Annotated in this window: 17 protein-coding genes; 5 read left to right on the plus strand and 12 right to left on the minus strand. The window is 42.1% G+C overall.

The window, feature by feature from the left end; genetic code table 11:
* Positions 1 to 303 precede the first annotated feature (303 nt).
* Positions 304 to 2295, plus strand: coding sequence for an HRDC domain-containing protein (locus WG906_RS06380; protein WP_339991714.1), 1992 nt, complete (start codon positions 304 to 306; stop codon positions 2293 to 2295).
* A 279-nt stretch (positions 2296 to 2574) separates the two neighbouring features.
* Here WG906_RS06380 and WG906_RS06385 read toward each other — a convergent pair whose 3' ends face one another.
* The 7 genes from WG906_RS06385 to WG906_RS06415 form a co-directional block, all read right to left on the minus strand.
* Entirely contained in the window at positions 2575 to 3273 is a 699-nt protein-coding gene (locus tag WG906_RS06385) for a hypothetical protein (RefSeq protein ID WP_339991715.1), read from the minus strand.
* Positions 3274 to 3495: 222 nt separating this feature from the next.
* Complete coding sequence (locus WG906_RS06390; RefSeq protein WP_339991716.1) at positions 3496 to 4446, minus strand: alpha/beta hydrolase; 951 nt, start codon at positions 4444 to 4446, stop codon at positions 3496 to 3498.
* A 136-nt stretch (positions 4447 to 4582) separates the two neighbouring features.
* Entirely contained in the window at positions 4583 to 7117 is a 2535-nt protein-coding gene (locus WG906_RS06395) for a glycoside hydrolase family 9 protein (RefSeq protein WP_339991717.1), read from the minus strand.
* Between the two features lie 422 nt (positions 7118 to 7539).
* Complete coding sequence (locus WG906_RS06400) at positions 7540 to 7932, minus strand: VOC family protein (protein ID WP_339991718.1); 393 nt, start codon at positions 7930 to 7932, stop codon at positions 7540 to 7542.
* Positions 7933 to 8206: 274 nt separating this feature from the next.
* Positions 8207 to 8653 carry a hypothetical protein gene (locus WG906_RS06405; protein WP_339991719.1) on the minus strand — a complete coding sequence of 149 codons (447 nt, stop codon included), beginning with the start codon at positions 8651 to 8653 and terminating at the stop codon, positions 8207 to 8209.
* 172 nt (positions 8654 to 8825) lie between these two features.
* On the minus strand, positions 8826 to 9806 hold the full coding sequence (locus tag WG906_RS06410) for a T9SS type A sorting domain-containing protein (RefSeq protein ID WP_339991720.1): 981 nt from the start codon (positions 9804 to 9806) through the stop codon (positions 8826 to 8828).
* 246 nt (positions 9807 to 10052) lie between these two features.
* A complete protein-coding gene (locus tag WG906_RS06415) occupies positions 10053 to 10481 on the minus strand; it encodes a VOC family protein (RefSeq protein WP_339991722.1) in 429 nt (142 codons plus the stop codon).
* A gap of 326 nt (positions 10482 to 10807) precedes the next feature.
* On the opposite strand from WG906_RS06415, the gene WG906_RS06420 reads away from it, so the two are divergent.
* Positions 10808 to 12010, plus strand: coding sequence for a low temperature requirement protein A (locus tag WG906_RS06420; RefSeq protein ID WP_339991723.1), 1203 nt, complete (start codon positions 10808 to 10810; stop codon positions 12008 to 12010).
* Between the two features lie 226 nt (positions 12011 to 12236).
* Here the strand turns inward: WG906_RS06420 and WG906_RS06425 are convergent, their stop codons facing one another.
* The 4 genes from WG906_RS06425 to WG906_RS06440 form a co-directional block, all read right to left on the minus strand.
* Positions 12237 to 12386 (minus strand): hypothetical protein, encoded by a 150-nt coding sequence (locus WG906_RS06425; RefSeq protein ID WP_339991724.1) that lies wholly within the window; start codon positions 12384 to 12386, stop codon positions 12237 to 12239.
* A gap of 616 nt (positions 12387 to 13002) precedes the next feature.
* The gene (locus tag WG906_RS06430; RefSeq protein ID WP_339991725.1) at positions 13003 to 15891 is read right to left on the minus strand and encodes an exo-beta-1,4-galactosidase; all 2889 of its coding nucleotides are present in this window, start codon (positions 15889 to 15891) and stop codon (positions 13003 to 13005) included.
* A gap of 58 nt (positions 15892 to 15949) precedes the next feature.
* Entirely contained in the window at positions 15950 to 19273 is a 3324-nt protein-coding gene (locus tag WG906_RS06435) for a DUF5107 domain-containing protein (protein WP_339991726.1), read from the minus strand.
* 93 nt (positions 19274 to 19366) lie between these two features.
* A complete protein-coding gene (locus tag WG906_RS06440) occupies positions 19367 to 20713 on the minus strand; it encodes a sugar porter family MFS transporter (RefSeq protein ID WP_339991727.1) in 1347 nt (448 codons plus the stop codon).
* 98 nt (positions 20714 to 20811) lie between these two features.
* On the opposite strand from WG906_RS06440, the gene WG906_RS19440 reads away from it, so the two are divergent.
* Positions 20812 to 21066 carry an aldose epimerase family protein gene (locus tag WG906_RS19440; RefSeq protein WP_431844470.1) on the plus strand — a complete coding sequence of 85 codons (255 nt, stop codon included), beginning with the start codon at positions 20812 to 20814 and terminating at the stop codon, positions 21064 to 21066.
* 170 nt (positions 21067 to 21236) lie between these two features.
* Complete coding sequence (locus WG906_RS06445) at positions 21237 to 22133, plus strand: AraC family transcriptional regulator (protein ID WP_339991728.1); 897 nt, start codon at positions 21237 to 21239, stop codon at positions 22131 to 22133.
* A 97-nt stretch (positions 22134 to 22230) separates the two neighbouring features.
* On the opposite strand, the gene WG906_RS06450 is transcribed toward WG906_RS06445, so the two are convergent.
* A complete protein-coding gene (locus WG906_RS06450) occupies positions 22231 to 24663 on the minus strand; it encodes a beta-galactosidase (RefSeq protein ID WP_339991729.1) in 2433 nt (810 codons plus the stop codon).
* A gap of 397 nt (positions 24664 to 25060) precedes the next feature.
* On the opposite strand from WG906_RS06450, the gene WG906_RS06455 reads away from it, so the two are divergent.
* Positions 25061 to 26350 carry a chloride channel protein gene (locus WG906_RS06455; RefSeq protein ID WP_339991730.1) on the plus strand — a complete coding sequence of 430 codons (1290 nt, stop codon included), beginning with the start codon at positions 25061 to 25063 and terminating at the stop codon, positions 26348 to 26350.
* Positions 26351 to 26354: the final 4 nt, after the last annotated feature.

Raw genomic sequence — 26354 nt, forward strand, 5'->3', positions numbered from 1 at the left:
CTTTCAAGGAAAAAAGGACCAGGCCATCGCCCGGCTATAAGGGCGACCTCAGCACAAATCCGCACAGACCTAAACTATTAGGGTTGCACTGATTAATTCTACTTCATCACTTCTCCGTTCCTTTCTATAAGCCTTTAGTCAACCTTATTAACACTTTCTTAAAAGTTATCGAAACTAAGGCTGGCCTACAGCTAGCTGATTTATTGGTTATGCACCGAACTAATTTTACTATTAATTTTAGTATTAAACCAAAAAAGCTCCCATCTTTGCAACCACACGCGAAAATTTGCCTGGTGTCATATAATGAATAAAACAAATTTGGAAATGCAGCTGGCCTACGACTATCTGGAAACTACAAATACAGTGGTTTTTTTGACGGGAAAAGCGGGCACAGGCAAAACCACATTTCTCCAAAATCTGCGTCAAACCTCAAAAAAGAAGCTGGCTATTGTTGCACCTACAGGCGTGGCCGCGCTTAATGCAGGCGGTATGACCATCCATTCTTTTTTTCAGTTGTCTTTCGGTCCTATTATCCCTTCAGGCAAGGTTAAACAAGAAGTGTATTATAGCGATGAGAAGAGAGAATTGCTTGCCAGCCTGGAATTATTAATTATCGACGAGGTAAGTATGGTACGGCCAGATGTATTAGACCAGATTGATCTGATATTGCGTACTGTAAAAGGTTCTTCCTACCCCTTTGGCGGTGTGCAGCTTTTGCTAATCGGAGACTTGTCGCAATTGAGCCCTATTATTCGTGATGATGAATGGGCCATGCTGGGCCGGCATTATGCAAGTCCGTATTTTTTTAGCAGCCTGGTGATGCAAAAAACGCCTTATGTTAGGATAGAGCTGAGTCATGTGTTTCGTCAAAAAGAGCAGGATTTTGTTGATATCCTGAACGAGGTTCGTAACCAGGAGATCAGTACATCCAGCCTTGACTTGCTCAATGCCAGATACAAGCCAGATTTCAGGCCAGATTCTGAAGACCCATATATTACTTTAACTACCCACAATGGTATTGCTCAGCAAATCAACAATGAATATATTGAAGCCTTAGCCGGACAAGATTATGAATTCACAGCTACTGTTAGCGGCGATTTTCCAAAAGATGCTTATCCCACCGAAACAACACTGAAACTGAAGGTTGGAGCGCAGGTAATGTTTGTTAAAAATGACAGTTCGGCCGAAAAGCTTTACTATAACGGCAAAATTGGTACAGTAATTAAAGTTGAAGATAGAATAGTATTTGTTAAATGTGGCTCTGCGGACAGGGAAATAGCAGTTGAAGCATTACAGTGGACAAATGTAAAATATCAGATGGATGGCGATTCCATTAATGAAACAAATGCCGGAAGCTTCACTCAAATACCATTAAAGCTAGCCTGGGCCATTACTATACACAAGAGTCAGGGATTATCTTTTGACAAAGCAATTATAGATGTTTCTGAAGCTTTTACACATGGTCAGGCTTATGTGGCCCTAAGCCGTTGCCGAAGTTTATCGGGCATGGTATTGCGTAATCCGATATCAGTTAACAACATTATTAGTGATCCGGCAGTGACCCGTTTCAATAAAATGGCAACAACACTTGAACCAGATCAAAGCAGGCTCGAAAACGATCAGGAAAAATACCGTTTATTTTTACTGAGCGAATTATTCAATTTTCAGCCGCTTCAGTCAAGATTGCAGGGCTTCGAAAGCTTGGTTACCGATTTTAAAAAGGACATTTTAGAGGTTTCAGAGAAATTCAGCAAACAGCTTAATGCCGAACGAAGTCAGGCCGCGGCCTCTTATTTTCTTGATAAATTGACAGCCACAACCGAAAGCTTACACCGGCAGCTGACTTTGTATATCGACTTGTCCAAAGACCGAGCAGTAAAGGCAGATCAATTAATAAGCTGGCTAATAAAGCACATTCGGGTTCTGGAGTATTTCTCTGTTAATCCATTTACAACCGCAGCTTATTTATCGCTTAGCAAAGACAAAATCAGCAGTCATGATCGCTCCTATCTTAAAGCACTGAATGCAAAGCCAAATGAAAAACTATTCGAGCAATTATTAAGCTGGCGAGATAAGATAGCTGAAAATGAAAACCTTATGCCGGGTATGATTTTTTCGGAAAAAACTCTTGCCGCCATTGCAGAGAAACTCCCGGCCACCATTAAAGCTTTGAGCAGTGTTAAAGGGGTTGGCCCACCGAAAGCAACACAGTACGGACAAGAGTTAATCATGCTGATACGGGCTTATGAACAGGAGCTAAAGGGGCCTGTGCCCGAACAGAGTAGCTTGTTTTAGGAATGGCTGTGGGTATTCCGGGACCGATTTCCCTGCTTTCCGCGCCCCCATGAACTAATAAGCAAGTTCGTTTATGATCTCGACCTTGTGAGACAACGCATGAATTTTTTTGGTAATCGGAGATTTTGCATTTTGAGGACAAGGTGATAATCGTTTGTAGACGAAAGTTACAAACTTTCATTTATTGGCAAAGCCTAAGTTACCCGTGCTGGCAGCACCTGAAACCTGAGCCAGATCAATAAACTTAAGTCAGTTTGCGGTAATATCGCCAACAAAACATTAGTTAAATGATTTCAGAAAAAGGAGCAGTCTGGTCAGATCATTCTCATTGTTAAAATTGACATTAGTACTGCTGATGTACGTTTTAAGTTCTTTTTTATGGCTGGGATAAGCAAGTAAAAAAGCCTTTTCACCTGCTTCGATAAGTTTTTTCGAAGAGGTAAGAAGGTAATAAGTATCTGTTAAGGTAAATGATAGATTCTCATCTACAGCCACATTGTTGCCAGTTCGGGCAACGCCAGGCATCGTTGTTATAGCCTTAGACCCCGAAGTTTTTGAATAGTTGCCAAAAGCGCCTTTGGTTTCCCGATCTAACAGTTTTATTCTTGATGTTTTCACTAAAGTAACAGCGGGATACGCAATAATTCGCTTAACAAAACCGCCATCGGGCGAAACAATGAATGTATCTTTTGCTATGGTAACCATCTCGACTGTTTCAAGCTTGTTTAAGGCCAGCACGTTGTTGCCATCTCTGAAAAGGATTTCACCATTTACCCTGCTGTAATTGAGTTTTGCCGCCGTAATACCCTTATTAGCAAAAAAGACGCGGCCGTCTCTGAAATGTGGATAAGCATATTGAATTGATGCTATTGAATCTGCATCATTAATAGAGTTCAGTTTAATAAATGTGCTCTGGGCCGTTGTTATTTTAACACATATCAGAACTAAAAACAAAAAACAGACAATACCTTTTTTCATACGATTAATATACACCAAATAATCAGAATATTTAATCTCCGTCCTTGTTCCCATATGAGCGTCTCGCTAAGATTTAATTCTATTTCTAATATACCTTATACCTGAATTCTCGCCCTGGCTTAAGCTTAAGACGAGACTGTGAAAGGCCTGGCCTAATGCCAGGCCCGGAGGGAGGGACGAACCACCTACCTCCTTCCGGTGGCCCGAAAATGTGGCTACCGGTTACTTAGTAGTTTTGGCCGTCAGGAAGCGATTAACCTCCAGCCAATGCATAAAGGCATCAAACCAACGATTACTTGTTCTATCCGGGTTGCCCAAACCAAAGCCGTGACCGCCGTTCTGGTAAAGATGAAACTCTACCGGGATACCGGCTTTATGCCAGGAGTCAATCACGCCAAACTGCCCGCGGAAAAGAAAATCATCGGTTGCGATGACGTTAAACATAGGAGGAGCATTCTTTGGCACTTGCACCGAACCCATACCTCCGTAGATTGGACCGATGAAAGCGAGTTTCATGGTTTTGGAATTAAGTGTTGAGTGCATGGTTAGGCCTGCCCCTGCCGAGAACCCGATCATCCCTATTCTGGCAGTGTCAACGCCCCACTCTTTGGCCCGCTTCACAATCATCGCGTATGCGGCCTCTGCGTCAGCGAGTTGGTTAGACAGATCAGGTTGTGCCGGTCTGGCTGGTGCCGTACCCGGTGTATTATTAGAAGAGGCGGCAGCTGCGGGTCGCGGAGCAGTCATCGATAGCTTAAAATCGTCAAGGGATACTGGAGTGGGTTGCAGTCTGTATTTAAGCACAAAAGCGGCGATTCCTTTGTCCGCAAGCGCCTTTGCAACGTCCCAGCCCTCGTTTTCTAATGATAGCCACCTGTACCCTCCGCCAGGTGCTACAATCACCGCGGTGCCATTTGCTTTACCAGCTTTCGGCAGAAAAGGAGTTAATGTGGCTTTGGTAATGTTCCTTGCCATTGGATCACCCCACTGGCGGAACCAGGTTTCCCGGGCCGGCTGATTATCGACCCCTCCGGTGCCCAGAGGAATGGCATTAGTCTCTGCAGGTGCATCCAAGGGATAAATAGTGCCATCCTGTGCCATCGCAGGTATAGAAAGTGTCATCAAGATGGCTAGAGCTGAGCTTTTAGCAAAATTTAGTGATTTTACAGTCATAGTACTTGTATTAAATTTTTAGTTTTTAAGGTAATTAGTATTTCCTTGTCCACCGCAGTTCCCTAAAAAAGAGAACTGGGAATACAAAAAGAATAAGCTGGTTATCAATCTATACATTCGGCTCAACACAATCTGTTTACTTTACCAGATTTTTAAAAGCTGATCCAAATATCAGGTAACCTGTATTTCCGGCAATCGTGCCCTCATTCTGTCCCCAGAAAAATGGCCAGTCATCGTAATTTTCAAAGTGATCGGGCTTTCTAAACAATACTCCCGGAGCAACATTCCCCGGAATAGCTGAGAAGTCGGCCCTGTTATTTCCGTAAAACACGGCTTTCGGGCGGGTAGCACCCACCGTTGCCACAAAGGAATAATTGTGATACGGGTGACAACCAAATAGCCAATTGGTAACCTTGTACGCATGGCTGGCATCTACCACGTCGGGAAAGTATTGGTTGGCAAAGCAAACGGTGGTACCAAAACTTGTTACTCCTCCGTTACCTGCCCAGTTTCCAAGACCGATTGGCACTCCGTAAGGATTATCCTTTTCAAGTCCTTTGATATAATCGTTGTATTTTACAACATACGGGCGAAGCTTTTCTTTGTAAGAAGCGTCCATATGAGGGATAGCATTTAAGGCGGTAAGAAGGACAAAGTTCACGTTCCGATCAAGAGCCGGCCATAAAAGCTGCTGAAACTTATCAATATATTGGTTCTCGCCTGTGGCGATATACAGTTGAAGATTCGTAGCAATATCTCCCGATCTGCCTCCTCCCCTGCTTGTAGTGTCCTGCGGACGGCTGGCCAGTAATTCTGTTGCCTCCTTAAGAAGTCTTTTTGATTGCTGCAAGGCTCTGGCTGAAAGATCGTCGTTATACCCTTTTAAGGCCCGGCTTGCTGCTGCAAACATAGTTGCGGCACTAAGATCCCGGTGTGGACTACGACTTGTGAAAGCCCACAAATCGTCCTTAACACCACTGGACCGGCCATCCTTTGCTACTTCGTAGGGACCTAGCTTCGGATTGTAAGGCAGGCCGTCTGTAAGAGAAGCTGCGTCGCCCAAGTGATGGTAATTGTCGAGAACAGAGTTGGAAAGCGTTTGCGACATGTGACCAAGAATCTCTGCCTGAGCTACAAGGTTTAATGTTCCATGCTCAATAAACTGCAATACGTCCGGCGTTCCGTCAGGTCGGTGAAGATCTACGTAGCGCTGCTTCTGGCTCACAAAAGTCTGATCGCGTAAGGGTTTGAAATATTCCCAGGTATGGACAAAATCCTGAACAACGCTGATATTTGATCCGGTCTCGATATCAAAATCTCCTGCGTCGAAAAAGCCACCCACATTTAATCCGGGAATTAATTCCAGTGGTTTGTACCTGGTATCGGTTGTTGGTCCCTGACTATGAAGGTCGAAGTGGTCTGTATTTGGCGGAGCCTGCAGGTATCCTTCCTTAAATGGCTCACCATGCCAAACCCGGTAGCCCTCGTTAACAAACATATGGTTCATGTGTATGGGGATCCAGATATCGCTCGTGGCATCAGTTATCTTGTCGTAAGCGTTGCTTTCTATCAGAAAATTGTTCGTCTTAAGATCGCCGTATTTGATATAGTAAATACCTGGTGTCTTAACCGAAGAGAAATCGAATTTTACATAGTTATATTTGAAATAGTTGCCCCAGGGTCGGATTTTGCCATTGAATACCTCGGAAGCAACGCCATCATTTCCTACTTTAAATAGCGAAGCTGTTGCAAGTGCTTTGTCTTTCTTATCGAGTTCGATTACAGAGATCTTTTGCTGAGATGGAACATACCCTACCTGAGAAAAGCCAATGTTCGGCTCTCTAACCCAGCCCTTAATAGCGTTGGGCTCGACTGTCCAGGTTAGTACCTTGCCTGTTTTACCGGCAGGAAGTAAACTGCGTACCACAAACCAACCGTTTTGGGCCAGCACACGGCCGTCGAACAGCATAAGGTCAGCGTCCTGCGAAGTAATTTTTACAAGCCGGGATGGTTCATCGGGTGCAATAAGAAAGCTACGCCCTTTTTCAAGTGGCAGCGGATCGATAAACTTGCCCGTACCCCGGTGGTCTGCAGTTTTATAGCCTTTGTACTGCTTTGCTTTTTCAGCATCTGGCCTGGTAACGGTATTACCAACCACATATCGGGGGAAGCGGTTATACCGTCCGTCCATTACGTATGCCTTGCTCCAATACTGTGAGGGCAGAAACTCAAGATTAAACCCGGCACTGCCTTCAAGCGCCTTTGGAACAGGCTTATCAAGGTAAACAGATATCTCTACACCCTGACCTTTGGCCGTGACAACCACCCGAGAATCGAAATTGTATTCATCATATCTTAAGGTCGCCTCAATCGAATTCGAGGTACGATTCACTTTACGGCCGGAAATAGCAGGCACCAGGTCCCATTGCTCAGGAGTGCTCGAAAGCCTTACAGCTCCGCCCTGCCCTGTCCTTACTCCATGATGAATCATTTCTATCCCGGCGTTCTTCTCGTCGTTGAAACCTCCGGTAAATAGGTTATTGTACACCAGGACGTTTACACCCTGCCTTTCAAAGTACTCAAGCTCATTGAGTTTTAGATCCTGGCCAGAAGCATAATTAACAAAAGCGAGTGGTAGTACCGCCACCAGTAAAAATCTTAGTCTTTTCATGTTTGATTAAAAGAAAAAGCACAGTCTAAACCAGCTGGTAATTCGACGTTTAAGAGAATCCGTTCGGGAGGCATTGAAAATTTTACAAGAAAAAAGGATACGACAAAAAGATTCTTTCTCTCATCAAATTCAACTAGGTTTACCGTTGCTATATTACTTAAGCTTCAAATGTAGAGCGGCATACCTGGAACGAATGTTACATTTGATTAAGGTGATAGCACATATGTGTAAATGGCGATGTCAGGCTCAATTCTTTAGAGTGGCAACCGGTTGTTGAGTCCTGAGGTCTAACATGGATCAGTAAAATCGTCTGTTTCTAAAGGATACGAACCAGGGCAGGAGAAATAAAGTAGAAAACTAACACCTTCCCCGCTTTCTTCCCCGCAGCACTCCGCCATTGAAGTAAACTGCGGGGAAGAGAATTATTCCATAGAGAATAGGCCAAAAGGATTACCCTCGCTGTCAACACAGATTGAACAAAATCCGAATTCCCCAATTGAAAACTTTGACCGGTTGACTATCCCTCCCGCGGGTTCTATCCGGCTTTCTTGAATACTGCAATCCTGGCAGGGGAAATAAACCATGGTGTTTACACAATGCCCGTCACCTTCCTTGGTGCCCGCCATTTCGATTAAAGCTCCGGATACACCCTGGTTTTCCATAGGTGAAAAAAAGGCCATCTTCATGCCCTCTGGTGAGTCGCCAGGAGCATCACTGTCGGTAAACTTCGTACCTAATACGGCAGTGTAGAATTTTTTCGCACGTTCGATATCCTTAACATAGATCTCAAACCAGCAGATGATGTTTTCGTTCATAATTTTAGTTTTTAATTGTTTAACAAAATTAAGTTATCGAATGTGAATGCAGCAGGGCGATTGCGTCATTTAAGATGGCAGACTGCGACAAATGATTTTTAATCCCGGCAGAGCCTCTTTCTTCCCTCGACTTGGTTCCTATTCCCATCGTGGCAGAAGCGTGTCCAGGAAATTTTGTAAGGATCTGTTTGTGACTGGTACCGAACAGGGTGTAAGCAAGAGCAAAAAAAAAACCGTCGTAAAAGACGGTTTTCTTACACTCGTTATTAAGATCTTAGTTCGTAAACAAATATAAATTCACCCCGTAGTTGCTGTCAGTGTAAACATCGCTTACTACCAGGCTGTCCGTCAGCTCATACTCATTCCCCCCATACATACCCTTGTAGCCCGACTGGTCATTAGCATACCAGTCCCAACCTGTGTACCAGAACATCATACTATAGTAAGAAACTTTCACCGTGTATGTCCCGGCGGTTACATTACCCATATGATAACCATCTTCGCGCAAGCTCGAAGAGCCGGTTTCGAAATAGAAATCCTCATTAGTAGTGTTGTTGTGAAGGGCAACATACCACGAGACCCCAGAGGCTCCGTTTTCGTAATTTACCACCCTGGTATTCAAAATAACCGGGGCAGAAGTCTGGGCCATTGCCGAATTAGATGCTAAAGAAATGGAAGCACATAAAAATGCCAGGATGAGGAGAAATTTGTTTTTTTTCATAGCGGTTTTAAATTGGTGAAATCAAATATAAACTTGGTCTTAACCCTGGCACTGTATGAAGTTTACATTTTATTGTAGGATTTTATCGTAAGATGCGGCCGCCAATAATAGTCGTCTGTTTCGTGGGACACGAACCTTTAGGGCGGCGAAGAGTGGAGGCTCATCCACTCATTTATTGTTTAATAACCGTGCGACTCATAACTCTTCCGTCTGCCAGTTGAGTTTTTACCACGTAGCTTCCCGGAGGGACATCTGCATATATTGGAATATTGTGGGTTCCGCTAAGTAACGTTTTTGTGTGTTGCTGGACTAAAGAACCTTTCATATCTATCAACGAAATTATTACCGTTTGTTCTTTGTCGAGTTGAAAACCGACACTTAAACTATTGTCGAATGGATTAGGAAAAACTACAAATCCAGCGTTCGTTGTCAAGGACGGACTTTTCAAATTACCGGGATCAGAAGCAAACATTCTGGCGCTGTCCAGAGCAAAAGGTTTAACTGGTGACGTTTCCTGACGAACAATAATTTTATCAATTTCCCATGCCGATTTTAAACATTGTTGAAAACCTATGGTATTCCCCGGGATCGGTTTGGTAAATTGCTTTAAGACCTCCTGATCATTAACCTTGAGAATAACAAAGCCGTTGTTCTGAATAATCTCATATTTATTAAGGTTTGTGAAGTCAAAGTCCTTCAACAAGGCAGGGTTAATATCTTTCCTGACGAAGTACGACCACTTAGTATGGAAGTAATCCAGATGAACTCTACCCCGGCGATGAAAAGAAAGCTGGTAAAGACCTCCGGTTATATTGCCAGAAACAGACTTATTTCGCGCACCCCACTGCAGATCAATTAGTTCAATGATATCTCCCCCACTCACGAATCTGGCAAAAAGAGTAATTGAAAAGTTTTTTAATGTATTAAGCTGTGGAATAGTTTTACCATACCAGAGACAGCCATTTCTTTGCCTGTTCTTCTCAAATTTTTCAAGATGAAGTGCGCCTGCTTTTATTTCCACTAAAAAATCGGAATTCTTTTTTAGCGCCCATTTATTCTTATTGTCTTTAAAATCGTCTTTTAACAAAATTCTTCCCTGCCCGAAAGCCTGGCACTGAGAAAAAATAAAAACCAGGAAGAAAAATCTTTTCATTCGATGAAGTTATGAAAAATATAATTTGGTTTTACAATTCAAAAACTGAAGAAACTAAAGCAGAAAAAGCAAAGCAGTTGGTTTCTTCCTGTTTAACGCAAGTACGCAGTCGAGGGCTGAAAACCGTGAACTTGTGCCTTTCCAGCCACGGCTTTCATCTCTACCCTTTGAAAACCAACCCTTTCATTAATTTAGCTCAAGCCTACCTCTTATGGGCGGGTTCGGTTTAAAAATTAAAGTTATCCGTTAAAAGCTCGGGGCAAATTCCACAATCCATTCAATACCATATTTGTCTCTAAGCATTCCGGCGTATGTACCCCAGGGACTGTCGCCCATGGGACCCTCAACCTCTCCTCCTGCTGATAATTCCTTAAATATTTTGTCGGCTTCTTCACGGCTTTCAGCGCTCATAAATATTTTAGACCTGTTTTCATTTTCGTTTACTCGCCCCATAAACTCCGGAACATCATTGGCTATCAATACATTATGTTTGCCAATAGGTAAACCTATGTGCATTATTTTATTTGCTTCGTTTTCTGCAACCTGAAATTCAGGCCCCGACAAATCCTTGAAGCGAAGGATTTTTGTGAATTCTCCGCCAAAAACTGATTTGTAAAAGGTGAAGGCTTCTTCGGCGTTGCCATTAAAGTTGATCCACGGATTGATTGTTCTCATAATTTTATTTTTATTTCTTAATTTTTTCTACTCTCGCTGTCTTGTCCTGGAATATATTTACACAACAGTAAACAAAAATGGAGAGATATTCAAAGGCCTACATCATAAGCCTAAGTAGTGTGGGTATCACTGTCCTTTATTGCTTCCAACACATTTGAGGCATCGTACAGAAATAGCCATTTGCTTATCACCCTGGTGGCGATTAAGCATTGTAGCGCCCATACCGAAATTATAAAACCATGCTGTACCGGGGTCGATTTCGGTCGAGCTCCAATAAAAGTAGGTGCTGCTGTTTAACTTCGAGATTAATGATTTAAATTAGATTTATGCATCTGAAAAGTTTTTCAAACGTCTGGTGGGGGCCACCAAAAAAATTCGAGACAGAACAACGACAAAGACGGGTAAGTTGGCTGGAATTACTTTACGACCTCGTTTATGTAATTGCAATTTCAAAGATCACCCACCATTTTGCAGAGAATATTAGTCTCGGTGGTTTTCTCGAATTCGCCTGCCTGTTTATAATGATCTACTGGGGCTGGTTAAACGGAAGCCTGCACCACGATTTGCATGGTAACCAGGGTTTAAGAACAAGACTGATAACACTCTGGCAAATAATGATCATCGCTGCATTAGCCATAGTGCTCGATAGATCCGAACATCACTATTACACCGGCATCATAATCGTACTTATGGTAATGCAAGCTTTGATAACATACTTATGGTGGAGTGTGGGATTTTATGATAAAAATCATCGAAAATACAGCTGGCCATACACCACATTTTATATCATTTCAATTGTAATGATGGCTTTAAGCCTGGTTTTTCAACAAGCCTGGTTCTGGTTTTTATTGCCGATGATATTTTTGTTTAATTATTCCCCGCCTTTCGTTTCTCATATTTTGCTGAAACAGTCATCACAAAGGCTTGACCTATCGAGCAGCATGTTTGAGAGACTTGGGCTGTTTACTATCATTATTTTTGGCGAATTGATGCTCGGAGTTATTGATGGAATTAGTGAAGTGTCAGTTTTGAATTTTTCTGTATGGCTCAATTTTGCGCTTGCGGTTGGCCTGGTGTTTGGATTGTGGTGGATTTTTTTTACCATGATAGCAAGGCGCGAGGCTAAAAAGAATTTCGCAAGGGCCTCACTGCTGGAATTGCTTTACATACCTGCACTAGTTGCCCTGAGTTTTATAGCGGCCGGATTTCCCTCATTTTTTCATGCTGCCGAAAGCCACACCGTGCAACACTTGTTCGCCTATGGTATTACAGTATTCCTCATATGTATCAGCCTTATGATTGGCCTGCTGGAATTTCCTCAGGAGTTTAATGAAATCATCAAACGTATGCAGCTCTCCATCTTTATTACGGGCATAGTCTTTCTCCCACTCAGTTTTATAAACTTACAGCTTTCATCGACGGGCTTTCTTATCACAACTATTGTTTTGCTGAACCTGGAAATCATATACCTGAACTTCGTATATTACCGGCAATTGGATAGAAAAGGCCTTCAGCCCTCAGACGAGTAGGCATGAGGTGGCGACTTCCCTTATTTAGCGAGTATCCAGTTCAATCGTCCTCGTTTGCAACGAGGATGAAGGGAGAACCGCGATTGTATCGCGCTTAGACAATCTCACCTGTTCCTAAACCTGACGCTCGTGAATAATCCCTTGCGCTGCTCATCAGGTAATCTTCTACCTTCAATCGTCCTCGTTTGCTACGAGGATGAAGTGAGAATAGCGATTGCATCGCTCGTTAAACAATCTCAACTGTTATTAAACCTGGCTCTCCCGAATAATCCTTTGCACTGCTCATCAAATAATCTTCTGCTCTTTCCACAATGCCTGCCCGAACAGGATTATCGTGCATATATAAAAGCTTTTCTCCTACGTCAATGTCAGACATATCAATAGCATGATTATCATCGCGCCAGATTTTATAATGATCTGCCCAGCGAGTCTATAATAATTTGTTTGTATACCGGACGGGTAAATAAGTCAATCCACTCGACGATGGTGCAGGTGATAAAACCTGCCAAGACAAATTATTTTTATAGATAGGACGATGTATAGCAGGTTCTTTGTGACCTAAAAAAACAAAAACACTCGCACAAAAACCAGGTTTGATGTTGATTGGTAATGTAATAGCGATTTCCGGACATAGGTAAGATTTAGGTCTTCCGAATTTAGGAATTCGTTTCAAACGGATGTGAACCGGGCGAAAAATTCGCAGTCCTCGCTGCATCCTCGTTACAAACGAGGACGATTGGGGGGGATGGCAAAATGAGATTTTCTATTCCGCTCATTGGCGCGGAAGGCTAGTCCTTTTGGCTTGAGCCCAAAAGGACCAAAAACCCAAGGCAACAACGAAGCTTCAGCCGCGCAGGCAAAACACCCGGCTCTCCGTTCTTGCCGGCCCAACGCTCATGTGTTCTACGTTTGATGATTTTCGCTTGCGAATATGTTGACTTACATCGTGCCTAATGATTGCTACGCAATTTTGGCTTAAGCCCAACCTGGGCCTACTGCTTATTCTGGTTGGAAGTTGGTTTTAACTCATCAGGGCTATCCTTAGTATATGTCTTAAATGCCTCTTTAGATGGATTTACAAAAACATCTTTCACCACTTCAAAGCTCAGCTCGTCTTTAGGATTAAATTTATCAGAACTCATGTACTTCTGCAAGCTATAAAACAGCTGCTTTGAAGCCTGACGATCCGTGTCGCCACGTAAATCGGCACTGCTTACAATCAGTTTTCCTTTTCCAACCTTTGCTTCATAAACCAGGGCAAGTCTGCGGTTTAAGAACCACGTATCAATTGGCTGCACCAATGGCTTAAAACCTGCCGGGAAGTCTTCCAGGATCATTACCTGCGCGCGGTTTGCTATGTCCCACCATTGAAGATCTGAATGCATATTTGTTGGAAAATCGGCAAAAGCTGCACTTGTATTCTGGATAAGCATTCCTGTAACATGAGGAGGGCGCATTTTAAACCAGGAGGTATTCCAGAAGACCGGTACAAAATGCATAACGACTTCTTTTCCTTTTACCACTTTTCCGGCAGCATTAAGAAACACTTTTCCGCCCTTATTCAGAATAGATTTTGTCTTATCATCTAAAGCTGTGGTATAGTATATATCCGATTTCGTTTCCGGATTTTTAGCCGGATATACCCAGAAATCCCAATCATTTGCAAATTCTGTATTCTCGACAGAAACCTCAAGTTTTAATTGAGTCGGCTTTGCAAAGCCGTTCAGTGGTAAGCTGACATCTCCTGCAGGTATGCCATTCCCGTTTTCAAAAGTTTTGGGTGAGAATGAACCGGTTGAAAGCGCTTTTCCATCAGTGTCCTTAATAAGCCATTTCACAACCGCGTGATTTAAAGGTGTGGCCCCTGAATGAAAAATATCGATTCCTGCCTTAAACGTCTCATCATTAGAGAATACAAATTTTGGAATGCGGGCAAGAGGAACGGTGGAATTACAAAAACGGGAGAATTCCTTCGCTGTTATATATCCCTTTTCCTTCCAAAAAGCATCAAGAACGCCAACCAAAGCCGTTCCCTGACCAGGGAAATCCTGAACTCCAAGCAATTGAAAGCCCGCATAGCCGGGAGTTCTGAGAGTTTTCTCAATTTCATTCTTATAGCATAATACCTGAAGCTTACCCGACGCCATAAAAAAATCACGGGCCTGATCGGCCATTCCCTGATCTTTTAAATGCTGCTGAAAGAGCTCAAGGTTTTTAGCTTTATAAACTCCGGTATACTTTTTTATCTCATCAAAATTGGGATACACACACCATTGCCCCATCTCATGAGCGATGAATGGAACTGTAAATTTTGAAATACCAGCACTGTAATTCGATTGTGTTTCCGGTAATTTATCCCATGCTAAACCACGAACTCCACCGCGTACCTGAAACTGTGCGTTAGGAACTACAGGCCAGCTACCACCTACCGACATTCCCGTATAAACGCGACGGCTGTCTTTCGCTTTCCAGTAATCCACAAAATCGTTAAGGTATTTTACCTGATTACCGGCTGGTTCATTACCTGCAGAAAGCATCGTAAATGAAGCGTAGTTACCAAAATTTTTTACCATCCGGTTTGTTTCGTCGTACAAGTACTGGTCAACAGCTTGGCCCAAACCTATTTTCGGACCATGATTGGGCCAGCTTGGCCCCTCTGGCTGCAAGTAGATACCAATTTTATCAGCAGCGATAAAAGCCGCTTCAGGGGGACTCCATGAATGAAAACGAATATGATTCAATCCGTGTGCCTTCGCTACCCTAAAAATTCGTTCCCAGCCTGCTACGCTCATATCAGGATACCCCGTCAGAGGGAATTCGCAATTATGCAAGGTGCCTCGTAAGAACACAGGGGTACCATTAATCAAAAACTTATTGCCTTCAATTTTAAATTCCCGCATACCAAACTGCACTTCTTTTGAGCTCTCTGTGTCTTTTGAGCTTAATTTTGCGGTAAGCATATACAATGCAGGATTGAATTCGTCCCAGGTTTGCATTTTTTCGCTGAATGGTAATTCTAACTCAACTTCCGCAATACCTGTCCGGGCCGAAAACTTTGCCGTAACAAGCTGCGTCTGATCGCTGATGGTTGAGTTAAAACTTTTAGCAGATAAAGAAATTTTTCCGGAAAACTTAGATGAGCTAAGATTTTTTACGCGCATCTTTACTCTTGCCTTCCTGTTCTTTAAGTCGGGATAAACCTGTATATCTTCAAAATATACCGGATCACTTGCTTCTAAAGCGATCTTCCCGACTATTCCGTTCCAGTTTCCCTGAGTATGATCTGATATACTGTGCGAATCAGGCCCAACATTGATCTCTTTGACGCGGTTATCTACACGAATGGAAATCTGGTGCGGGCCCGGGCTAAGGTGCTGCGTTAAATCATATTCGTGAGCAGCAACAAGAGAGTTTTGCAAACCGATTTCTTTATCGTCTATCCAGACCCTGGTCTCTGTATGAGCTCTTTCAAGATATAAAACAATACGCTTTTTCTTCCAGTCGGCAGGTATTGTTACCTGTTTCTGATACCATGCGGCCCCTACGTAATGCTTAGCAGGCGTAAGCCAGAAAGGTATATGAATATTACCCGGCTGACGGTATTTGGCCATCGCCGGATTAAAATAAAAGGAGCTATCATAAATAGTTCCTGTCCATTTCGTTTTTAAAGTAATATCATCGCCCTTTAAGTTTTCGGCCATCGAGCCCGGCAACTTTATTTCATCATTTAAATTCCGGGAAAACCACTTTTCAGCCAGTCCCTTATCCTCAAGATCGATTTCAAATTTCCAGGTTCCCTGAAGTGGAATCTCTTTTTCTTTAAACCCTGAAAATATAACCAGAAGGATAAGAAGTATCAGATTTGTTATTTTAGATTGCATGGTTTATGTTGTTGACAAATATAAATACATAAAAAGCTCAAACCGTCCGCGGTCCGATTTATAACACACTATTTACAAGCATTTTTTGATGTAATCTGACACCAAAGTGCATGGCGTCAAGCTCAAGAGCTTTGTTAAAGGCGCTCGCTGCTTCATCTGGTTTATTCAGGCCCAGATAGCCCAAACCAGAAATGTATAAGCAATGAACTCTATTTCTTATGTTAAGATCATCATCAAAAATCAGAAGGTTTGGCAGGGATACCGCAAAATAATCCAGGCTTATTTCATCCTCAGAATGATCTTGACCATATTTAACAAGATTATTGAAGATAAGCTCAGCTTTAGAATCTTCGCCTAGTTTTATCCATGCTAATCCCTGGTAAAATATTTTATCAGGCTGCTGATCATTATAGAAGATTGCTGCACCAGGCTCGGATAGTCCTACAGTTGCTTTCGTCCAGTATTCATTGGCAAGCTCCTGGTTTTTAAGCCCTTCATAAGCACATCCTAACCAGTAATGGATATCGTTTTCCTGGGCGCCATATAATTTACCTTCTCCTAAGTTATGCGGATAGAATTGTGCCCGTTTCAGTTGCTCAATTGCATCATTATACTTTTCCTGCTGAATATTCTTCTTGGCTTGTTCTACAAGGCTTATAATATACTGCGAAGACACTTTTCCTTCTCCGCCCTCCCATGGATGAAACTGACGGTCCTTGATGAGTTTGTGTGCCTTTTCGTATTCACCTGAAAGATTGTACAAAGAAGCTCTTTCAACATAAATGTCATCGCGTTCAAGGGCAGTATCAAGGTTACTTTCAATAAATGACAAACGTTTGGCCGGCTCAACATTTAAACGCTTATATAGTTGATCAAGCTCCATTAAAACCCTTGCATCGGAAGGATCTAATTCAAATGCCTTTTCAAAAAACTGAAGTGCGATTTCAGACCGTTTTTGTTTATTAAAGTAAGCGATAGCCAGGTTTCGATAAACGGTCGGGAAGTTTAAATCCCGTTCCAGTGAAAGTTCCCAATAACTGATCGCTTCTTCATACTGTCTTTTATCATAAAACAAGTTCCCCAGATAGTAGGGGGCTTTTGCATCAGCTGGATTTGTCTGTGCGGCATACTTCAGTACAAGAATATCTTCCAACCGATTAGGGAAGCATAAATAGGAGCTTGCTTTTCTGGCATTTTCTAAATTTCCCGGCGCAGAATGTCCCAGCCTATTATACCAGTAAGCTAAATAATAAAAAACTAATGGAGAAGAATCAGGCTTAACGATATGATTAAGCAGCTCAATTGCATCCTCGTATAAACCCGCGGCGGCATAATCAAGGGAATATTCGATGAAATTATGCTCTGTTCCACGCCCTAACTTTAATAGCTCGGCTTTAGCCTGATTTGCTGACTCCCTGTCTCCTAAGGAACTATACACTTTTAGCTTTTCGAACAGTGCGCTAAGATTAAACGCGTCCAGCGAAAGCGCTACTTCAGATACCTTTTTGGCTTCTTCTATATTTCCTGCCTTTCTTAATACAGAGGCTTTAAGTGAATGGGCTTTCATATTGCGCACATTTCTGTCCATTGCCAGGGTTAAATGATCCAGGGCTTTATCATAATCGCCACGTAAAACATCTATCTGCGCTATAGAAAAATATGCGCTGTCCTGCCAGGCGCTGCTCCAGGTGGATTTATAGAAAGCGGTATAAGCACCGTCCAGATCGCCCATAAATTTCAAACAGAGCCCTAAATTGTAGTATGCTTCGCTTTCATAAGGGTTTGGATTTCTTGAAATTAAGGTTTCAATCGCTTTTCTGAAATAGGGTTCAGCTTTCTCAAACCGGCCTCTTTTTAAATACCAGGCACCTAAAGCATTATTGTTGCGGATATCTTTCGGGTCGCACTTTAATGCTTCTTCATAATACGGAACAGGACTATAAGTAGCATGACGATACTGCTCTAAATGTTGTGCAGTTAAAAACAACTGTTCCGTATTTTCAACAACCTCCGGAGCTAAGGCAGGTTTTGCCGGCTCGGGGAAATCATTTTGTTTATTTTTTGCAGGCTCATACCGGATAAGCTCCCGATTTTCTATACTGGTAATGCTCAGCAGAAAATTTTTCTCATCTGCGTCACTGTTTAGCGATATAACTCTCTCATAAACCTGTTCAGGGATAATGTCTATGGTTTCTTCTAATATGACATTCTCTTTTAGCTTCAAGGTAACTTTACAGGATTTTTGCTCAGATGTAACAAAAACTTTCACTACCGCACTGGAGTTCACTTTTTCCAAATTAACGAGGATATCTTTCGTAGCGTTTTTCACTACACCCAGTTCCCTGTAAGGCAGAAAATACTGCGTAAAAGATTTTTCTTCGTAAGGCATGAGCCATGTAAAATCAGGCTGATTATCTGTAAAAACACCTGTCATCAATTCAATATAAGGCCCGTCTTCGTCGGTAAGGTTTCTATCCCAGGCCTTTCCGAAATCGCTATGCCCCCAGGTCCACTGTTTTTTACCGGGAGATACGTGATGGTTGGCAACATGCAATACCCCTGCCTGAGTATCGTGTTCGTAACCGCCCATAAAATCGTATTCAGAATTAATGGCCATATACGAGGTAGGAACCGGGATATTCTTGTAGCGCGAGATATCTGTTCCGGGTGAATAATCTACTTTGTAGTATGTTCCGGTAGCAATCGGAAAAGTCGACACATCGCGTTTTCCATGATCAAAAACAGCGTTCACATCAGGCGGGAAAACCGACTGGTAATCGTCGTTAACCTTTACAGCAGGATTGGCCCACCATAAAAATGTTTGAGGTAAGCTGGTGCGGTTAAATAGTTTCGCTTTAATTTCCAGGTAAGCTTTCTCAGGGTGTAGGGTAAAGCCAGCCATCCCCTTGGTGCGGAACATACGTTCTACTTCATTAACCCATACTGTTTTACTGCCGTCTTTATTCTCTTCAATCTTATAATCTACAGGTTCGAATGTACTTGGACGATGATGCTGCGGCCAGTTAAATTCAATTCCTCCGGAAATCCATGGACCGGTTAAACCAACAAGAGCGGGTTTTATTACCTGGTTATAATAGATAAAGTGACGTTCCTTTATTTTGTCGTAAGCCATCTGAACCCTGCCTCCCAGTTCAGGAAGAATCATAATTTTGAGGTATTTATTTTCCAAAAACAGCCCCCGGTATTCCTGATCCACTTTCTCGTCAAAAATCTTTTCAATTACCGGATTGGGATACACTGCCCCGCTACTTCCCTGATAAACCCGTTTTTCGAAAAACATAGGATTTTTATCTGGCTTTCCAATTCCATATGTTGGGATAGTTACACTTTCTTCCCAGACTCTCACTTCAAAATCGTTCATAAAACTCAATATTGTAATACATATTAAACAGTGACATTCTAAACAGTGATATACTATCCTAAGCCAGCCAGGATTGCTAATAAATCCGCCGTTTTAGTGGGCCGCAAAATTGGTTTCCAGTTGTTCGAGGGTCTGTCCTTTTGTTTCGCGTACTTTTCTAAGAATGAACACAAATCCTAAGGCACAAATAGCAGAATATAAATAAAACGGACCGAAGGTGCCAATTTTTTCCGCCAGTATCGGGAACGTAAAAACAAGGATAAAATAAGCGCTCCAAAGCGAAACGATAGCTACCGAAGAGGCGGCTCCGCGAATCTTGTTCGGAAAGATTTCAGAAATAAGCACCCAGGTAACCGGGGCCAATGAGGTTGAATACAAGCCGATTGCCAACAGCACAAACATTGAAACAAGGACTGCCGCAGCATGGCTTTGTAAAAGATAGGCCAATATTAAATATACCATCGAAAGACCTATTGAACCAATCAGTATCAAAGGCCTGCGACCCAGCTTGTCTACCTGCCACATGGCCAAAAGTGTAAATATCAGATTGACAGCACCTATAGAAACGGTTTCAAAAAGCTGACGATCCAGACTGGCGCCAACTGACTCGAAAATGGTTGATGTATAATTAAACACCACATTAATGCCACAGAATTGCTGAAACACGGCGAGAGTTATCCCAACCAGCACGGCCGGGCGTACAGCTTTATCAAAAACGGCGCTATAAGATTGTTTTTTTACGCCTTTTAAAGACTTTTCAATATCAACAATAGTATTGTTAACGAAACCTTCTGAACCTATCTTCTGTAATACTGCTTTAGCTTGTTCCTGCTTTCCCGCCTGCATTAACCACCTCGGACTTTCCGGCAACCACATCACCCCTAAAAAGAACAATAAAGAGGGCACAAAGCCAAGTCCGAACATCCAGCGCCAGGCATCGGGACCGGTATCCGCCAGGGTATAATTGACCAGGTTCGTAACAAGGATACCTATAACGATTGTTAGTTGATTTATGGCAACATTTCTACCTCTTTTATCAGCAGGAGAGATCTCCGCAATATACATAGGGCTTAGCATTGACGCCATGCCTACACCAATTCCCGCGGCAAAACGCATTAAAATAAAAATGCTAAGTCCCTCAGAAAAGGCCATTCCAAGAGAAGATGCGGCGAATATTACACCAGAAAGCATTAGTCCCGGCTTTCGGCCGTATTTATCTGCAATTTGACCCGCCATAAGACAGCCGACAATACAACCAAGAGCCAGGGAGCCGGTTAAAAAGCCTTCCCACCAGGCATCCAGCTGAAATTCTGTTCTTAAAAAGGGCAAGGCGCCCGATATTACCGCAAAATCAAAACCGAATAAATATCCGCCCAGAGCGGAAATAAAAGAAATACCGAGAATGTAACGGTGATTGAACGAAATGGTTTGATTGGCCATGTATTTTAAATTGATAATTGGTTCCCTAAAATAACGCTATTAAGTAATGGGGAAAATGGATATTTTGATGTTATAGATGGACAATCAAACCTTTCAATATAAAATCAAGGAACGCTCCGGACGCTATACTGACAGATGCAGAAATTACTGAAAAAATGGAAGTGCGGACGAGTTATCCTTCTATTCTATTTTATTCGGGGAATTATTTGCAGTTTCCATTCGCACCATGTGAAGGCCTTTGTTTAGAGGCACAGTTTTTTCCCGATGCTCCAAATCTGGCTAATCCCCCTACGCTGCTAAATCCCGGCAAAAAATATAACGATCAGATCCACTATTCCTTTTCATGGCAGTAGTCACTTAGATTTGAAATTAAATTCAACTTCCAGATACTCACACTCGGCTATGTTAGCAGAATTAACATCATGATGGATTAATCAATCATAACATTGGATTTTTAATACATTTGATTAAGGAAGCGTTTTTTATGTAGATAATTGCATTTCCGAACCCAGACCGACCATACATGAATATTTCGAACAAAACCGAAAAGAAAATTAAAGAGGGCTTTGTTGGTCAAAAGATGATTGTTCTGCCACCTAACCTAAAACATAATGTTTTAAAAAATGAGCTGATCAAACGGTTTTACCTGACGGCAATCGGCTTTTATCCGCATGCAGCTTTCCATGACAGAGAAAGAAAGTCGGGCTCTAATCAGTATATTTTGTTGTACTGCACGGCGGGAATAGGAACTGTGAAAATCAGAGATAAAGTCTATAAACTAACTCCAAATCATTTTATAATTCTTCCCAGAAATATTGCGCACCAATATTCTTCGGCAAAAGAAGACCCATGGACCATATATTGGATTCATTTTACCGGGGAATGTGCTGATCTTTTATTCGCGAGATATCTTGAACTCGGATCGGAACCGGTATTCTCTGCTTATGATGAGGCTCGAATTGAAAGGTTTGAACAAATATTTAATTTGTTAGAGGAAAGTTTTGAGATGAGAAACCTTGAAATAGTTAATATTTCGTTGCAAGATTTTGTCGCAAAATTCATTTATTCGCCTGAAATAAATCCTCCGGGCCTTGGAAGTGATAAAATTTCCGACTCAATATCGTTTATGAAGAAAAATCTGAATCGACAGTATTCAGTTTTGCAAATGGCTCAACAACAAAGTTTATCGGTAACACACTATTCGAGGATGTTCCGAAGTAAAACGGGAAGCTCTCCTAACCAGTATTTCAGCGAACTCAAGATTCAAAAGTCTTGTCAGTACCTGTATTTTACAAACAGGAGCATTAAAGAAATTTGCGCAGATCTTGGCTTCGATGATCCGTACTACTTTTCACGTTTATTTAAAAAATTGATGGGAGTATCACCTGCGAAGTATAAAAGCCAGCATAAAAAAAGTTAAACTAATTCACTGACAATGCCCTATTCAGCCTGGTCGGCTTCTGTACACCGGGTTCCTTTGCCGGCGGCTATTTGAAGATAGGTAATTCTCCGTTTCATTAAAAGCTGATAGTGGTTTTATATTCGGGAACGAACTTTACTCTGTTAATTTTAAGCAGTGAACGGTCTGTGCCAAATTTCGGCACCGTTTCCGGATCCAGATCATTTAAATAAGTTGCATTGCTCCGAATAGGTCGGAAATAAAATACCATTTCGCGCGTCTTTGTGTTGCTTAATATATTTCTTAAACCAATGTCCCAGGTAGTTCCTTTAAAAAACTCATCAGTAACAAGTTCTGAATCAATAAAACCCATACCCGTGTCGCCGGTGTAATCGATATTCAGGAAATAATCGTTTAGTCCCCACACTATTTCAGGAAGTTTTATCGCGAACTTTTTCTGGCCGAATGTCGTCATTTGCACCGGGAAGGCTTTCGCCGGAACTGAAACGCTGTAAGAAGAATACGAATTATTTTTTAATGCACCAGTGCTAAGCACACCATCGCTTGCGCTAACTTTCGATGTCAATTTTGGAAAAACCTCAAAATTAAACTTATTGTTCCCTTTACTTAGGAGTGTAATCGAGCCATTGTCAGGAATAACTACATTATCCGAAAAAACAAGCTTTCTTTGGCCCTTAAGAGTTATCTGATAGGCTTTTAATGCTGTTTCTTTGGTTAGCACCAGTACCCTGAGCGATTTATTGCCTTTAGTTAGTAAAAACTCAGCACGATCACCGGTACAAGTAACCAATTTATTAGTCTGATTGTCTTTAACAGTGGCAAGATGTAATGCCTTAACAGAAAATCCGCTTCCGTTGAAGGAGAATTCTGGTTTTATGCCTGCAGGAGAAAAAAACACATAATAAGGAGCTGCCACATCATCGCCTTTAGTCAGCAGTTGCGCGGTTGCATAGTGAAGATTTATGCCTTCCAGATCAAAGTTGAATGGAAAAATCACATTTTCATCGCGTTGCAGATCAAAAGAGCCGGAGGCCGGGATGTTTACCAGACCAGCGGAAGTCTTTATGGAAAAGCGCAGACCTTTTTTAACCGTCATTATCGTATCATCCTGGAAATTATTCACAAACAGGAAGCCTGAAGTTCCGTTTCCGCGAACTGCATAGCGGAGATCCGTGACATTCTCTGGCTTTAGCGAGGCGGCATTTGCAGGAAGAATCGTCTTCATGGGTGCCAGCCTGTCGCCAAAATCGTTTAAAAAGAAATGCAGTAATTTTAATCGTTGATACCCTTCACGCACCTGGCCGAACTCACCAATAGGAGCCTGAAAATCGTAAGAAACCTTAGGTAGTCCATATGCCTCATCACTGAAATAATATGAGCCATTATGCGGAGTAGAACCGCCGTGATACATATAATACCCTATACCATTCGCCCCGCTTCCGAGGCAGCGGTTTATCATCGCGTCGAAACTTTTATGTACGGCAATCGGTCTGCGTGTATATACGGTCATGATACCCGAGCCCAGTTCGGCAGGAAATACGGGGTAATCTTCTGTTTTATAGCGCACCGGAGCATAATCAGGCTTCTGGTGCATGTCTTTAAATAAGAAAAACGGAGAAATATCCTTTTTAGGAGTCCAGAATGGATATGCATATGCGGCAGTAACCGGAATACTTTCATTGGGAATAATTGCTGCGTTCCCCCATCCTGTTGCCGTGTAAAGCGGCGTAATCATACCGGCTTTTATTGCCAGTTCTTTAAGAATTTTCATGTGATCGTTGCCCAGCTGGACATATGGGTTGTTCTCCCTGGATATGCCAACGCCCTCCTGTGTAAGTGCAAGGTCGCGTTCTGAAGCCGTCATATCATGGGGCTGACCAGGGTATGTTAATCCCCAGGGGGCTGCCGAATGCTGATATTCATTTTCAATCTGGGTGCCGATTATATTGCCCCCGTCCTTGAAATACAAGCCCTTTATTTCCTCTCCTATACGATTATATAATTTCTCGACATACGAAAGGTAAAGCGGATCGTTCGAACGGATAGTAAGGGGTTTACCGAGCAACCAATCAGGAAGGCCTCCGTTTCTTATTTCACCGTGACCAAAAGGACCTATTCTGACAATAGCCATCAAGCCATTTTTTGCACACAGTTGTAAGAACTTCCTGAGATCATTATCACCTGAAAAATTAAATTTCCCTTCGGTTTGCTCATGAATATTCCAGAACACATAGGTTGCTACAACATTTACCCCCCCTGCTTTGATCTTCTTTAATGATTCATCCCAGTACTTTTGCGGGTATCGGGTATAATGAAATTCGGCCGTTATCGGAATCCAGGGTTTTCCATTCAGCTGAACGTATTCATTATTAACAGAAATGGACTGTCCGTTTGGGCCATTCCCGCCTAGTTTTAAATGTTCTGTCCGCGGCTTTGGAGGAATAGCGGAGGCATCTATCGTATAGATATTTTGAGAATGGGCGCAAAATGTGCCGGCTAAAAAAACAGTTAGTAATGCGTTTAACTTCATATACCTGATAAGAATGGAAAATTGGCTGAATAATTGGGCATCAACGGAGCCATTAAAGATATCGTAAATTTACTTTAAGCAAGTCCGCGAAAAATGGATAATCCGACCATAATATTGGAGAATCATGCTACGGTTCCTTTTAGGGAACCTGCCTCTCTCCTTTCAGCTGCAGCTATTTTTCAAAACTCGTGTTCATTTGATATATGATGAATATTGTCCTTTCTTAGAGGGGACCGTGAAATAATTGAGTTGGTAATGCAGGCCCTATTTGTGCAATTGATTCATGAAAAAATCTGCCAGTAAATTGTTATTAAAAAAAATCAAGCGCGATAGATTATTAAAAGTATTATGAAAAACAATTGAGATTTCGTCCATTTGCGACTTCAGGTATAAAATAATGAAGTTTTCCACCCACAAAAGATTTTTTGAACTTAAGGATACATTACAAGGGCCATTAAAATTTAATCCGTTCGTGTATAACAAGCTTTTCCTGATATGGACCATTTTAGGTTTAATAGGAGGTGTTATTGCGGGTGCTTATTGGATTGTTTTAGAACATTTAATAGAGTTGTTTGGATTCATTGAGGGTATTTATGTCATTCCTCTAATGACAATTGGGGGCCTGGCAGCCGGCTTAGTTATACATAAACTAGGTGATCCCGGTGAAATTGATCTGATAGTAGACAATATTCATTTCAATAAAGGAAAGCTGGATCCTAAAAGTAATCCATCAATGATTCTTTCATCGTTATTGTGTATCTCGGTCGGAGGAAGTCTGGGTCCGGAAGCTCCATTGGTACAAGTTGTTGGCTCAACAGGAACTTATATTGCCCGGAAGCTGGGATTTAAAGGCGAGGACATACGTTCTATAACCATTGCAGGAATGGCATCCGCTTTTACAGCATTGTTTGGAGCGCCGCTGGGAGGAAGTTTATTTGCTCTGGAAATATTAGACCATAAACAGGTTACACGATATTATCAGGCTTTTATGCCGGCCCTCGTGGCAAGTTGCGCCAGCTACCTGATGTTCATTTTAATTACGCATCTCAATTTAGGCCCAACCTGGAAATTCCCTTCTTATTCCAACCCTCAGGTTAATGATATTTTTTATGCCATTCTTTATTCTTTGGCAGGGGCTGCTCTTGGCTGGGCCTTTATTTTTATGGTTAAAAAATGTAAAGCTTTATTTAGTTTATTTAGCATTCAAATTTATATTAAACTAGCGCTGGGTGGTTTTCTTTTAGGAATTATCGCCTATTTTTTACCTTTAACACGGTATTTCGGACACGACCAACTGCAGGAAATCCTATCGGGAAGTTTCACAGTTGAATTCCTCATTTCGCTTCTGGTTTTAAAGCTTATTGCGATTGCAATCACAGTTACTTCAGGATGGCGTGGCGGATTTATTATTCCTTTGTTTTTCGGGGGTATCGTTTTGGGTGTAATAATTTATCAGCTGGTACCCGGTCAGAACCTGGCATTAATAAGTGTTTGTATTATGGCATCACTTGTGGCATGTGTAACCCGCACACCTGTGAGTATAATAATACTGCTAGGAACTATGACGGGTTTTCAATCACTGATTCCAATCATGTTTGCCAGTTTAACAGGTTTTTTCCTGGCACCAAAGACCCCATTGATAAATGCACAACTTGGAATGGACAAACCTGGTCACAGGAGCTCATAAGACT

It is taken from the genome of Pedobacter superstes (assembly GCF_037622515.1).
GTDB classification, from domain to species: Bacteria; Bacteroidota; Bacteroidia; order Sphingobacteriales; family Sphingobacteriaceae; genus Paradesertivirga; species Paradesertivirga superstes.

Excerpts from the sequence above, each read along its gene's own strand:
- WG906_RS06380 (WP_339991714.1), top strand. The coding sequence starts at position 304 with ATGAATAAAACAAATTTGGAAATGCAGCTGGCCTACGACTATCTGGAA.
- WG906_RS06385 (WP_339991715.1), bottom strand. The coding sequence starts at position 3,273 with ATGAAAAAAGGTATTGTCTGTTTTTTGTTTTTAGTTCTGATATGTGTT.
- WG906_RS06390 (WP_339991716.1), bottom strand. The coding sequence starts at position 4,446 with ATGACTGTAAAATCACTAAATTTTGCTAAAAGCTCAGCTCTAGCCATC.
- WG906_RS06395 (WP_339991717.1), bottom strand. The coding sequence starts at position 7,117 with ATGAAAAGACTAAGATTTTTACTGGTGGCGGTACTACCACTCGCTTTT.
- WG906_RS06400 (WP_339991718.1), bottom strand. The coding sequence starts at position 7,932 with ATGAACGAAAACATCATCTGCTGGTTTGAGATCTATGTTAAGGATATC.
- WG906_RS06405 (WP_339991719.1), bottom strand. The coding sequence starts at position 8,653 with ATGAAAAAAAACAAATTTCTCCTCATCCTGGCATTTTTATGTGCTTCC.
- WG906_RS06410 (WP_339991720.1), bottom strand. The coding sequence starts at position 9,806 with ATGAAAAGATTTTTCTTCCTGGTTTTTATTTTTTCTCAGTGCCAGGCT.
- WG906_RS06415 (WP_339991722.1), bottom strand. The coding sequence starts at position 10,481 with ATGAGAACAATCAATCCGTGGATCAACTTTAATGGCAACGCCGAAGAA.
- WG906_RS06420 (WP_339991723.1), top strand. The coding sequence starts at position 10,808 with ATGCATCTGAAAAGTTTTTCAAACGTCTGGTGGGGGCCACCAAAAAAA.
- WG906_RS06425 (WP_339991724.1), bottom strand. The coding sequence starts at position 12,386 with ATGTCTGACATTGACGTAGGAGAAAAGCTTTTATATATGCACGATAAT.
- WG906_RS06430 (WP_339991725.1), bottom strand. The coding sequence starts at position 15,891 with ATGCAATCTAAAATAACAAATCTGATACTTCTTATCCTTCTGGTTATA.
- WG906_RS06435 (WP_339991726.1), bottom strand. The coding sequence starts at position 19,273 with ATGAACGATTTTGAAGTGAGAGTCTGGGAAGAAAGTGTAACTATCCCA.
- WG906_RS06440 (WP_339991727.1), bottom strand. The coding sequence starts at position 20,713 with ATGGCCAATCAAACCATTTCGTTCAATCACCGTTACATTCTCGGTATT.
- WG906_RS06445 (WP_339991728.1), top strand. The coding sequence starts at position 21,237 with ATGAATATTTCGAACAAAACCGAAAAGAAAATTAAAGAGGGCTTTGTT.
- WG906_RS06450 (WP_339991729.1), bottom strand. The coding sequence starts at position 24,663 with ATGAAGTTAAACGCATTACTAACTGTTTTTTTAGCCGGCACATTTTGC.
- WG906_RS06455 (WP_339991730.1), top strand. The coding sequence starts at position 25,061 with ATGAAGTTTTCCACCCACAAAAGATTTTTTGAACTTAAGGATACATTA.